The sequence below is a fragment of the Collimonas fungivorans genome (genome assembly GCF_028292705.1).
Classification (GTDB): domain Bacteria; phylum Pseudomonadota; class Gammaproteobacteria; order Burkholderiales; family Burkholderiaceae_D; genus Collimonas; species Collimonas fungivorans_B.
The window spans coordinates 1-12,088 of record NZ_JAQGLV010000140.1; the positions used below are offsets into that span (position 1 = coordinate 1).

Genomic DNA, 12,088 nt, shown 5'->3' on the forward strand with positions numbered 1-12,088 from the left:
AGCGCAAACACCAGCACCTTGCTGGGACGCGGATTGATGCCGGACAGGCGCACCGCTTCTTCATTGGTGCCGATGCCGATCCAGTGGCGCCCGAGCACGGTCTTGGTCAATACCAGGTGGCCGACGACGACGATCAGGATGGCGGACAGGAAAGCCGGCGACATGCCGAACAGGATCGGCGAGCTGATGCCGTCGACCGCGCTGCCGATATATTCGGTACGCGAATTGGTGACCTGGTAAGCCAGGCCGCGCGCCATTTCCAGCACGCCCAGCGAAACGATGAACGATGGAATGCGCCAGCCGACCGAAATCAGGCCGGTCAGCATGCCGCACAAGCTGGCTACCAGCACGCCCAGCGTGGCCGCCGCAAACAGCGGCCAGCCCCAGCGCACCATCGCCATCGACAGCACCGAAGCCGCCAGCGCCATCACCGAACCGACCGACAGGTCGATGCCGCCGATGATCAGCACGAAGGTCATGCCGACAGCCATCACCACCAGCGTCGGAATGTCATTAGACAAGGTGGTAAAGGTGGCCGCGGTAAGGAAGTTCTCGCTCAGGATGGAGAACAGTATGCACATCGCCAGCAGCGCACCGATCAGGCCCAGGTAATTCTTCAGGCCGGACATGCTTCGGGTAAAAGAGAGTGTTGTCATGATTTTCGAAAAAGTTGAGAGGCTTCAGGCAGCTTGCGCAGCGGGTGTATCTACGGGAGCAGCGCCGTTGCCATTTACGTAGCCGCTGAACGCCGCCGCCAGGATCGTCTCCTGGCTCCACTGGCCGCGCTCGAAAGTGTCGACCAGCTTGCCGGCGCTCATCACGGCGATGCGGTCGCAGATCAGCATCAGTTCGCGCAGGTCGCTCGAGACGATCAACAGTCCCTTGCCTTGGCGCGACAGCTCGGCCAGCAGCTTGTAGATATCGAACTTGGCGCCGATGTCGATGCCGCGGGTCGGTTCGTCGAACAGCATGATCGGGCAATCGCGGTACAGCCAGCGCGCAATCACCACCTTCTGCTGGTTGCCGCCGGAAAGTTCCCCCGCAGCCTGCATGCCGTTGCGCGAACGGATCCGCAAGCGCTTGATATAGTCGTCGGCGACTGCGGCTTCGGCCTGCTGATCGAGCACGCCAAGCTTGCTGACGGCGGACAGTTTGGCCAGCGTGGTGTTAAGCCCTATCGATTGCGGCAGCAGCAAACCCTGGCTCTTGCGGTCTTCGGTGATCATGGCGATGCCGGCGGCGATGGCGTCTTTCGGCGATGAAATTTTGGCTGGCTGGGTTTGGTCGCCGATGAATACCTCGCCCTGGTCCGCACGATCGGCGCCGAAAATCAGGCGCAGCAATTCGGTACGGCCCGAGCCGATCAGGCCGGCGACGCCGAGGATTTCGCCGGCGCGCAAATCGAATGAAGTCGGCGCAACCACCTTGCCGCGTCCGATATTGCGCACGCGCAGCAAAGGAGCGCCGATGGTGCGATGGCCAAGATCGAGCTCGGCTTCGGCGGCGCGGCCTACCATCAGCTGCACCAGCGCTTCGGTGCTGTAGCCGCCGATGGCGTCGTCGCACACCAGTTGGCCGTCGCGCAGCACCGCGATACGGTCGGCGACGCGCTTCAGCTCTTCCAGCCGATGCGAGATATAGATGATGGCGACGCCTTCCGACTGCAGCCGCGCAATCTGCGTGAACAGCAGCTCGACTTCGCGGTTGGTCAGCATCGCGGTCGGTTCATCCAACACGAGCAAACGGCAGCTGCCGATCAGGTTGCGGGCGATTTCCACCATCTGCTGGTGGCCCACGCCCAGTTCTCCGACCGGCGTCCAGGGATCGAGATCGGTCAGCCCTACCGCCGCCATCTGGATCCGCGTGTCCTCTGCCAGCCTGGCTTTGTCGATCCAGCCGAAGCGGTGCGGCAGCTGGTTGAAATACAGGTTTTCGGCGATGCTCAGGGTCGGGATCAGGTTCAGTTCCTGCATCACCATGCGGATGCCGAGATGCTCGGCTTGCTTGCGCGAACCCGGCTGGTACGGTTGGCCGTCGAGCAGCATGCTGCCGGTGGTGGCATCGACCAGGCCACAGACGATTTTCGACAACGTGCTTTTACCGGCGCCGTTTTCGCCGGTCAGCGCCAGGATCTGGCCCGGGCTGATGCTGATCGAGACGTCGCTCAAGACCGGTTCTACATAGGTCTTGCCGATGCCGCTCAGGCTTAACAGGGGAACTGCGGATGCAGCGGCGTGCCCGTCAGGCCGGGCCGCCGCCATGAATTCATTGGACATTCTGTCCTCCAGCAATGACAGCTGTAGTTATGCGTGGCGGGGCCGGGCCAGATACCGTAGTACCCGGCCCGGCCCCGCGCAGGTTGATTACTTGCTGTCTTTGGTCACCAGCGCGACCTTGGTTTCAACAGTGCCGCCGAGGGTGCTCTGGGCTTTCTTGTCGGTAATCGCCTTCAATACCGTCTCGATGCCGAACACCGCTTGCTGCGAAGCGAACTGGTCGGCGGTCGCCAGGACACGGCCGTCTTTCAGCATAGGCTTGATGGCGTTGATGTTGTCGTAGCCGACCACCAGCACCTTGCCGGTCTTGCCGGCAGCCTTGACCGCGGCGACTGCGCCCAGGGCCATGTTGTCGTTACCGGCCAACAATGCCTTGATGTCCGGATGCGCATTCAGCATGGCGGCGGCGATCTGGTTGCCCGGCGCCATTTCCCACTGGCCGGACTGCACTGCAACCACATTGGCGCCGGCGGTCTTCATGGCATCCTGGAAGCCCAGCGTGCGTTGTTGTGCATTGAAGGTTGTCGAGACACCTTCGATGATGCCGACCTTGTCGCCAGTTTTGATCTGCTTGGCAAGATAGTCGCCGACCAGTTTGGCGCCCAGACGGTTATCCGGACCGACGAACGGCACCGTGATGCCTTTTTCCTTGAGTGCTGCTTCATCCAGCTTGTTGTCAATATTGACCACGATGATGCCGGCGTCGATGGCTTTCTTGATGACAGGCACCAGCGCCTTGGAATCGGCGGGAGCGATCACCAGGCCGTTGACCTTGGAAACGATCATCTGTTCGACGATCTTGATTTGGTTGGAAGTATCAGTTTCGTCCTTGATGCCATTAGCGATCAGGTCATATTGCGCTGCGTGGGCCTTCTGGTGTTCCTTGGCGCCGTTTTCCATGGTCAGGAAAAATTCATTGGCGAGCGACTTCATCACCAGCGCAACCTTCGGTTTGGCAGCGGTCTGCGCCATGGCTGGCAAAGACGGCAAGGCGCAGACCAGGATGGTGGCGGCAATCAGCTTGAGGCGGATACGGGTATTCATCAAAAGTCTCCTGAAATTTGTTGTTGAGCGGCACGTCCGTCGGATCGGCATGCCGCCATCTTGGGCGCGCAAACGTTTGCGCGTTTCGATGATAGCACCAGACCCTGCAAAAAAACAAGGCCGTTGCTTTGCTTGCCAAAACGGCAATTGGACTATCAGGGAGGCGGCCGGACAGAGGATTCCGGCCTATGAAACAGCCGTCAGATCAGGCCGAAAGAAAGCGCTCCAGCCGCTGCACGCCATCTTCCAGACGCTCCAGCGAACTGGCGAAACACCAGCGCACACAGCCTTCGCCTTCCGGACCGAAGGCATTGCCGGGCGCCAGGCCGAGGCCGGCGTCGCGCACCAGTTGCTTGCACAGCGCCAGGCTGTCGTCGACGCCGTCGACGCGGAAGAACAGGTACATCGCGCCTTTAGGCCGCGGCGCGGTAATCCCCGGCAAGGCGTTCAGGCGCTGGTACAGGAAATCGCGCGCCGCGCGATAACGGGCCACCGTGCTGCCGATGATTTCCTCGCCGCGTTCGATGGCGACGACGCCGGCGCGCTGCACAAAGCCGGGCGCGCAGGAAGTGTTGTACTCGATCAGCTTGCCGATGTCCGTCATCAAGGTCGGCGGCGCTACCAGCCAGCCCAGCCGCCAGCCGGTCATCAGCCAGGACTTGGAAAAACTGTTGGAAGAAATCAGCCGGTCATCGGCATCTGCGATATCCAGGAAGGAAGGCGCGCACTGCGGCGCATCGGCCCGCTCGGTATACACCAACCGTTCATAGACATCGTCGGCGACAATCCAGATGCCGTGCCGGCGGCAATGCACCAGCACGATTTCCTGCTGTTCGCGCGGCATGACCCAGCCGGTCGGATTGTTGGGCGAATTCAGCAGGACGGCGCGGGTGTCCGGCGTCAAGGCGTCCAGCAGCTGCTGCAAATCGAGCTCCCAGGTCTGGCCGAACTGCAGCGCTACCCGCACTACGTCGGCGCCGAGGATTTTCGGGATCTCGGCGACATTCGGCCACAGCGGCGTCACCGCCACCACGCGGTCGCCAGGATTGATGATCAGCTGCGACAACACCATCAGCGCCGATACGCCGGACGATGTAACGGCGATCCGGCTGGCATCGACAGGCTGGTGCAAGGCGGACAGATAGACGGCGATCGCCGCGCGCAGCGGCGGGATGCCATAGTTGTGGGTATAGAAGGTGTCGCCGGCGTCCAGCCCGGCCTTGGCGGCGTCGCGGATGAAGTCCGGGGTCACCTGGTCCGGCTCGCCGAACCAGAACGGCAAGACATCGTCGCGCCCCATGCCGACGTTGGCGACCTCGCGGATGCGCGAGGCTTCCAGTTGGCGAACCACGGCGCGGGCGACGGCAGGATGATCCAGAGACATGGCAATATCCGATGAGCGAAAACGATAAGCAAGTGTAGCCGAAGCGCGACCGGCGGTGGCACGGCAAAATCACCGAGCCAGGAGTCAGGCTATTCCAGCGCCAATAAAAAAAGCCGCTCAGCGAGCGGCTTTTTCTGGTGCGGACCAGGCTTTATGCAGCCTTGCGCTTGGCGACCACCCTTTTGGGCGCCGCCTTTTTTACCGCCGGTTTCTTGGCCGCAGGCTTCTTCGCCACTGCGGTCACCTCATCCTCTTCACCTTCGACAGCTGCAGCTTTCGCCTTGCCCTTCGGCGGCGCCTTGGCTTTGCGTTCTTCGAACTCGAAGCTGACCTTGCCATCCTTGCCTTTGACCAGGAAGGCCTTGAACGGACGGCGCGTGCGCTGCGAAATGAAGCCCGGCAGCAAATCGGTCTTGCCGTCGTTGAGCAGCTTGACCATTTGTTCCGGCAGGATTTCCTGCTGCAGGATAATGCGGCCGCTGCGGAAATCGCAAGCCTTCGGTTTTGCTACCGCCTTTTCGCAGACATAAGCCAGGCCCATTTCGTAGACGCCGTTGCCGCATTTCGGGCAGGGGCCCAATGCTGTCTGGCCGGTGAAATCGACGCCCTCGCCGTCTTCGCCTTCGCCGTCGTTCTGGCCGAAATCGAATTCCAGCTTGTAGTTCTTGATCTCTTCGTCGCGGCTGATTTTCAGGATCGCGGCGAACGGACGGCCCATCTTCGAGCGGAATCCTTGCAGCGGTCCGATGGTGCGCTTGGTCAGCAATTCTTCGACTTCAGGAATCTCGAACTGGCGGCTGCCCGGCGTCTTGCTCATCGAAAATTCGCATTTGGTGCAGGCGAAGCGGCGATAGTTTTCCTTGACCACGCTGCCGCAGTTCGGACACGGCGCCAGCAGGGTCGCATAGTCGCCCGGGATGGTGTCGTTATCGTATTCTTTGGCGCGCTTGACGATGATCTGGGTCAGCTGCGCGATCTCGCGCATGAACTCTTCACGGCTGATGGTGCCGCGCTCGATCTGCGACAGCTTGTGTTCCCACTCGCCGGTCAGCTCGGGTTCGGTCAGCTCATCGACGCCGAGGCCGTGCAGCAAGGTCATCAGCTGGAACGCCTTGGCGGTCGGCATCATTTCCCGGCCTTCGCGCAGCAGGTATTTTTCGTACAGCAAACCTTCGATGGTGGCAGCGCGCGTGGCTGGCGTGCCGAGGCCTTTGCCGGCCATCGCTTCGCGCAGCTCGCCGTCGTCCAGCAGCTTGCCCGCGCCTTCCATCGCCGACAGCAGGGTCGCTTCGGTGTAGCGCGCCGGCGGTTTGGTGACCAGACCGTTGGCGGTGATCTTGTCGGTCTTGACCTTCTCGTCCTTGGCTACCGCAACCAGCGTACCGCTGTTTTCCGGATCCTTTTCATCCGCGGCTTCCTTGCCGTAAATGGCCAACCAGCCCGGATTCGTCATGACCTTGCCTTCAGTCTTGAACTGATGGCCGGACACTTCGGTGTAGCGGGTGGTGACCTGGAACTCGGCGGCCGGGAAAAACACGGCCATGAAACGGCGCGTCACCAGGTCGTACAGCTTCTGTTCCGGTTCCGACAGGTTCTTCGGCGCCTGCGTGGTCGGGATGATCGCAAAGTGATCGCTGATCTTGGTGTTGTCGAAGATGCGTTTGTTCGGCTTGACCCAGCCCTTGTTCAGGATCTGCGCGGCGAACTGCTGGTAGTTGTTGTTCTCCGACACCGTTTCCAGCGCCTGCTTGACGGTGCTCAGGTAATCTTCCGGCAGGTGGCGCGAATCGGTACGCGGATAAGTCAGCACCTTGTGCTTTTCGTACAGTGCCTGCGCCAGGCCGAGGGTGTTCTTGGCGGAGAAACCGAAACGCGAGTTGGCTTCGCGCTGCAGGCTGGTCAGGTCGAACAGCGCCGGCGCCATCGAGGTAGTCGGCTTCGATTCTTCCCGCACTGCACCCATCTTGCCGCGGCAAGCAGCCACGATCGATTCGGCTGCGGCTTTGCTCCACAGGCGCTCGGCGCGCTTTTCCGGATCGTTCTCGTCCTTCTTGTGGGCGGTGTCGAGCCAGCGGCCTTCATAGATGCCGGCGGCGCACACGAACTCTGCGCGCACTTCCCAGAAATCGCGCGGCACGAACTTCTTGATCTTCTCTTCGCGTTCGACCACGATCGAGAGCGTCGGCGTCTGCACCCGGCCGACGGTGGTCAAATAGAAACCGCCTTCTTTCGAATTGAAGGCGGTCATTGCGCGCGTGCCGTTGATGCCGATCAGCCAGTCCGCTTCGCTGCGACAGCGGGCGGCATCGGCCAGCGGCAGCATGTCCTTGTCTTCGCGCAGGTGGGTGAAGCCGTCGCGTATCGCGCCTGGCGTCATCGATTGCAGCCACAGCCGCTTGACCGGTTGCTTGGCTTTCGTATATTGCGCGATCAGGCGGAAAATCAGCTCGCCTTCACGCCCGGCGTCACAGGCGTTGATCAGGGCGGTGACATCCTTGCGCTTGATCAGCTTGTTGAGCACCTTGAGGCGCGACTCGGTCTTGGCGATCGGGTTCAGCGCAAAATGCGGCGGGATCATCGGCAGGTGGGTGAAGGTCCATTTGCCGCGCTTGACGTCGTATTCTTCAGGGACCGCGATTTCCAGCAGGTGGCCGACCGCCGAGGAGAGGACGTATTCGTCGGATTCAAAGTACTCATCGTGCTTGGTGAAGCCGCCGAGCGTCTTCGCGATGTCGTTCGCGACAGAAGGTTTCTCAGCAATGATGAGGGTCTTGCTCATAGTGTCGTCTCGAAAGTAGCGCGCATTATTTCAGCGCATGTTTTTGCTTTGGCTCGCAAGCGTCAATCCGGAAATTTAGTTGCCAACGGGAAATCTCCCGTAATATATCAGCAAACATCGCAGCAAACTTACCAGCAAACTCTTTGCAGCAAACTGATAGTGGTAACTCGCAGCAAATTTCACGGCCGGCGCCGCATAATGCGGCCAATGATAAGCGGGTTGTTGGAAAAGTCGCAAGTAGCAAGACCTCGGTCTGGCCAGCATGCAGCAGGTGAAAGTCGTGTTTAGTGCAGCTGGCGCGGCTCAGGATCGTCGTCTTCGTCGAGAAACAGCTCGTCGAACATCAAGCCGTCCGGCTCCTTGCCCTGGCTCCATAGCACCATCAATACGATCACCTTGAGTTTGTCGAGCGGAACCGGGGTCTCGCTGACGGTCAGCGCACGCTCAATGACAATCTCGCGTTGCACCGGGTTGAGCATCTTGGCCGATTCCAGGAACTGGATGAAGCCGATCGCAGGAATGCCCAGCACATCGATCTCTTGCTGGGCGTAAATACGGATGCCAAAAGAAAAAGCGGTTTGCTGCGGATATTTATCGGCGAACTCGTGGTTGGTTTCCGCCAGGTCCGTCAGCCAGCCGAGCGCCTTGGCTATCTCTTCTTCTTCAAAGCCGATCGCCGACAGCTTCTTGACCAAAGCCTCCGGTTCAGGGCAGGCGTCGGGCCGATAATAAGTTTCATACAGATAAACAAGGACTTCAAACATGGTTCTACTGTATCGCTAAGGTAAGGGTAAGACAAGCAAAGTACAAGGGTAAGCGCAAAAACGCGGGGCAATAAAGCCGTTTCAGCCAACAGTATACGTATATTAGTATCGCAGATTTATGCCGGACCGCCCGAAATGGCAAAATAGCATCAGCCGATGCGCCGGTAAATTGCGCCGGGCAACGCCTCTATCAGCCCCGCCAGCTCCAGCTCCAGCAACTGTCCGCCCAGGCTCGCCGCATCGCTGCCGCTGCGCGCCGCCAGAACGTCGAAACTGACCGGATCATACCCGAGTATGGCAAGCAGCTCCTGACCGCCGCTGTCAGCCGATGCCGCGCCGGGCACTGCCGCTGGTTGCGCGGGGATTGCCGCCGGGGTTGCCACTACTGCCCGTAAACTGCCCAGTTCTTCCAGGATATCCTGGGCCGATTCCACCAGCTTGGCGCCCTGCTTGATCAGCTGGTGGCAGCCTTTCGACAGCGGCGAGTGGATCGAACCGGGGATCGCGAACACATCCCGCCCCTGCTCGGCCGCCATCCTGGCAGTAATCAGCGAGCCGGACTGGGCCGCCGCCTCGACTACCAGCACGCCGCGCGCCAGGCCGGAAATGATGCGGTTGCGGCGCGGAAAGTTGGCGGCGATGCCTGGCATGCCCAGCGGGTATTCGCTGACGATGCAGCCGCCCTCGGCAATCTGGTGTGCCAGCGCGCGATTGCGCGCCGGGTAGACGATGTCGGCGCCGGTGCCGATCACCGCCACCGTGCTGCCGCCCTCCGGATTGCCGGCAGCGCCGCGCAAAGCACCCTGGTGGGCGGCGGCATCTATCCCCAAGGCCATGCCGGAGATGATGGTGAGGCCGCGCTGGCTGAGGATTTCGGCAAAGCGGTCGGCATTGGCGACACCCTGGACCGTAGCGTTGCGGCTGCCCACCACGGCCATGGCCGGCCGCTCCAGCAGTTCGGCGCGGCCCTTCACGTACAGCATCAGCGGCGGATCTGAAATGTCCAGCAAGGCTTGCGGATAGGTGCTGTCGGCCAGCGTGAACAGCCGGTTGCCAGGCTGTTGCAGCCACTCCTGGGTGCGTTCTATCAGCGCCTGGACAGCATCCGACGGCGCCGCCAGCAAGGCGTAGGCAATGCGTTCAGGCACCACTTTGTGCAAAGCGGAGAAGGAAGAGGAAAAGATGTTGGCCGGCAGGCCGAAGGCCGCCAGCAGCCGGCGCGCGGTTTCCGCGCCGACGCCGGCTGTCTGCTCCAGACGCAACCAGGCTGCCAGCTCATCGGCGTCAATCGCCGCATCAGTTGCATTGCCGGCAGCAGGCGGGCAGCGGTCTGCACCGCCGCCATCGTCATGAAGCTTATCGTCGTTTATCGTTGTCAACAGCAGTAAAGACCTTTATTCCGGCGACCTGGCGATATCGCCGATATCGACCGTGTTCTGGACTTCCATGATCAGGCCATAGGAAATATGGTTGAAGACACGGAAAATGAACAGGGTACCGTATTGTTCATCCGGCAGCTTGACCTTCTTGTTGTGATCGGCAGGATCCTTGACGGTTTTGCCGAAACGGTACAGCTGCAGCACGGTGCCGATATCGATATTGTCAGCCTTGCCGCGGTTGATGCTGAGGATCTGGTTCTGCGCCGCGGTAGCCACGCCGCCGTAGACCGAGACCACGCGAGCGTTGACTTCACTGGCCGGCGCATGCGGCACATAGTTCAGGATCGGTTCAACCGGACGCGGGATGATGCGGTCGCCGACTTGCATTTCTTCCTTGGTGTCGATCACGCTGAATGTCGCCGCTTCGTCGGGAGTCTTGCCTCTGCGCTCCAGCTTCAGGGTGCCCAGGTACAGAGCTTCGTTGGCGATGACCTTGCCGGTGTCCGGATCCTTGAGCGGATTGCCGGGACGGAATACCTGGAACGCGCTGGCGTCAGCCAGGTCGCCGCGGACATAGGCTTTGTCGCCCTTGCCGAGGTTCAGGTGGCCATCCTGGACCGCCACGATATGTGGTGAATTCTTCAACTCGTCGTCTTCGACGATCAGCGGCTGCGACAGGAACGGACCGATGGCGTCGGTGGAAATGGCGGTGATCGCATCGCGGCCTATGCCTTGCACGCGCGTTTGCGGCGACAATTTGACGACGCCGGGTTCGCCGGTCGATTTGCCGAGGCGCAGGCGGCCGTTGACGCGGTCAAAATAGACGATCTGGCCTGGATAAATCCAGTGCGGATTGCGGATCTGGTCCTGGTTCAGGCCCCATACTTGCGGCCAGCACCATGGATGTTGCAGGAACTGCCCGGAGATTCCCCACAGCGTATCGCCACGCACTACAACGTGCTGATCCGGGGCATTGGGCAAAAATTCACAACGCATGGTCTTGACCGCTTGGGCATGCGCCATGCCGCCAAATCCGGCACTTAAAGCAAGAAGGAGTGCAGCTGTGCTAAACTTTTTCATATTGTTTCCGGTGGATACTGCGTTAAATTGGCGCCTACACCCTCGTTTCGTCGCCACGGCTTTGATCGGCAAAGCAAAAAACTTGCCATAGTGAATCAAATTTTGCCCATAATCGATTGAACTAGCAAGAGAAAACCCCTTCCAAACCGCCTAAATTGTTACGCAATCTCGTATGTCCTTATTAAATATCCTGCGTTATCCTGACGTCCGTTTGCACAAAATTGCCAAGCCTGTGACAGTTTTTGACACCCGGCTCAAAAAATTGATCGCCGACATGGCCGAAACCATGTACGACGCGCCGGGCATCGGCCTGGCCGCATCGCAGGTCGACGTGCATCAACAACTGCTGATACTCGACATATCCGAGACCAACGATCAATTGCAGGTATTCATCAACCCGGAAATAACCTGGGCCAGCGAAGAAAAAAAGATCTACGACGAAGGCTGCCTGTCGGTACCCGGCGTTTATGACGGCGTGGAACGTCCTGCGCGCATCAAGGCGCGTGCGCTGGATGCGGATGGAAAATCATTTGAAGTGGAAGCCGAAGGTTTGCTGGCAGTCTGTCTGCAGCACGAAATGGATCACCTGAAAGGCAAGGTCTTTGTCGAATATCTGTCGCCGCTGAAGCGCAATAGAATCAAGACCAAAATGCTGAAGGAAGAACGCGATTTAAAACGCGGCTAGGAAAAACCGCAATAAAGAGTGTGAAAACGCCGTCCAGGCCATACCGCCCGGACGGCATTTTTTTATGCTGTCTTACAAAAATTTTGCCAGCAGAAAAACAACCGTCGACAGCAAGATTGTCGAGGCGAACGGCAGCGAAAAATGGCGGCCGAACAGCGTGAAATTCACATCGCCCGGCAAGCGTCCGACGCCCAGCTTTTCCAGCCAGGGCAGCGCCTGGGAAAAGATCACCAGCGCCAAAAAAATCACCAATACCCAACGAATCATTTTTAACCCTTAAAGGCGATAACCACGGTCGTGCTGCAAAAGACGTTCGGGCCATTCAACCTGATGACCGACCGCCAGCACCTTGAACAACTCTCCCATCTCGGCCGGTGAAATCAGCTTCTGCACTGCGTTTGCCTGCGGCAGGTATTGCACCGCCTGCTCCGGCGAGGTACGCAATAACAGATCGCCGATACCGGCGCTCAATAGAAACCCGGCCTGGCTGGTGTAGCCCAGCAGATCCAGCCCGCCATCGACCGCTGCCTGCGCCATCGCGGTGAAATCCACATGCGCGGTCACATCCTGCAAACCCGGCAGATAAAAAGGATCGGGATGCGCATGATGCCGGTAATGGCACATCAACGTGCCCTGCGCGCGCTGCTCATGGTAGTACTCGTGATGCGGAAAACCATAATCGATGAAGAACGCCGCG

At 59.9% G+C, this 12,088-nt stretch carries 11 protein-coding genes; 1 reads left to right on the top strand and 10 read right to left on the bottom strand.

Annotated features, from left to right (window positions below; genetic code table 11):
* The 8 genes from JWQ61_RS06880 to JWQ61_RS06915 all read right to left on the bottom strand — a co-directional run.
* Positions 1-656 (bottom strand): ABC transporter permease (locus JWQ61_RS06880; RefSeq protein ID WP_304359873.1); only part of this gene is annotated, 656 nt, incomplete at its 3' end.
* Between the two features lie 24 nt (positions 657-680).
* Positions 681-2,276, bottom strand: a complete 1,596-nt coding sequence (locus JWQ61_RS06885) for a sugar ABC transporter ATP-binding protein (RefSeq protein ID WP_304359874.1) — start codon at positions 2,274-2,276, stop codon at positions 681-683.
* A gap of 87 nt (positions 2,277-2,363) precedes the next feature.
* Entirely contained in the window at positions 2,364-3,320 is a 957-nt protein-coding gene (locus JWQ61_RS06890) for a sugar ABC transporter substrate-binding protein (RefSeq protein WP_304359875.1), read from the bottom strand.
* Positions 3,321-3,525: 205 nt separating this feature from the next.
* Positions 3,526-4,704, bottom strand: a complete 1,179-nt coding sequence (locus JWQ61_RS06895; RefSeq protein ID WP_304359876.1) for a pyridoxal phosphate-dependent aminotransferase — start codon at positions 4,702-4,704, stop codon at positions 3,526-3,528.
* A 151-nt stretch (positions 4,705-4,855) separates the two neighbouring features.
* A complete protein-coding gene (locus JWQ61_RS06900; RefSeq protein ID WP_304359877.1) occupies positions 4,856-7,483 on the bottom strand; it encodes a DNA topoisomerase III in 2,628 nt (875 codons plus the stop codon).
* A gap of 284 nt (positions 7,484-7,767) precedes the next feature.
* Positions 7,768-8,247 (bottom strand): DUF494 family protein, encoded by a 480-nt coding sequence (locus tag JWQ61_RS06905; protein WP_014008079.1) that lies wholly within the window; start codon positions 8,245-8,247, stop codon positions 7,768-7,770.
* Positions 8,248-8,396: 149 nt separating this feature from the next.
* Positions 8,397-9,536 carry a DNA-processing protein DprA gene (gene dprA / locus JWQ61_RS06910; RefSeq protein ID WP_304359882.1) on the bottom strand — a complete coding sequence of 380 codons (1,140 nt, stop codon included), beginning with the start codon at positions 9,534-9,536 and terminating at the stop codon, positions 8,397-8,399.
* A gap of 105 nt (positions 9,537-9,641) precedes the next feature.
* The gene (locus tag JWQ61_RS06915; protein WP_304359878.1) at positions 9,642-10,706 is read right to left on the bottom strand and encodes a LysM peptidoglycan-binding domain-containing protein; all 1,065 of its coding nucleotides are present in this window, start codon (positions 10,704-10,706) and stop codon (positions 9,642-9,644) included.
* Between the two features lie 172 nt (positions 10,707-10,878).
* Here JWQ61_RS06915 and def point away from each other — a divergent pair, with 172 nt between their 5' ends.
* A complete protein-coding gene (gene def / locus JWQ61_RS06920) occupies positions 10,879-11,391 on the top strand; it encodes a peptide deformylase (protein WP_304359879.1) in 513 nt (170 codons plus the stop codon).
* 72 nt (positions 11,392-11,463) lie between these two features.
* Here the strand turns inward: def and JWQ61_RS06925 are convergent, their stop codons facing one another.
* A complete protein-coding gene (locus JWQ61_RS06925; RefSeq protein ID WP_304359880.1) occupies positions 11,464-11,658 on the bottom strand; it encodes a DUF2905 domain-containing protein in 195 nt (64 codons plus the stop codon).
* A gap of 9 nt (positions 11,659-11,667) precedes the next feature.
* Positions 11,668-12,088: SAM-dependent methyltransferase (locus JWQ61_RS06930; RefSeq protein ID WP_304359881.1), on the bottom strand; the 421-nt coding region annotated here is incomplete at its 5' end.

Coding starts and splice junctions, on each gene's coding strand:
- JWQ61_RS06925 (WP_304359880.1), bottom strand. CDS start 11,658: ATGATTCGTTGGGTATTGGTGATTTTTTTGGCGCTGGTGATCTTTTCC.
- JWQ61_RS06900 (WP_304359877.1), bottom strand. CDS start 7,483: ATGAGCAAGACCCTCATCATTGCTGAGAAACCTTCTGTCGCGAACGAC.
- JWQ61_RS06885 (WP_304359874.1), bottom strand. CDS start 2,276: ATGTCCAATGAATTCATGGCGGCGGCCCGGCCTGACGGGCACGCCGCT.
- JWQ61_RS06915 (WP_304359878.1), bottom strand. CDS start 10,706: ATGAAAAAGTTTAGCACAGCTGCACTCCTTCTTGCTTTAAGTGCCGGA.
- JWQ61_RS06895 (WP_304359876.1), bottom strand. CDS start 4,704: ATGTCTCTGGATCATCCTGCCGTCGCCCGCGCCGTGGTTCGCCAACTG.
- JWQ61_RS06890 (WP_304359875.1), bottom strand. CDS start 3,320: ATGAATACCCGTATCCGCCTCAAGCTGATTGCCGCCACCATCCTGGTC.
- JWQ61_RS06905 (WP_014008079.1), bottom strand. CDS start 8,247: ATGTTTGAAGTCCTTGTTTATCTGTATGAAACTTATTATCGGCCCGAC.
- def (WP_304359879.1), top strand. CDS start 10,879: ATGTCCTTATTAAATATCCTGCGTTATCCTGACGTCCGTTTGCACAAA.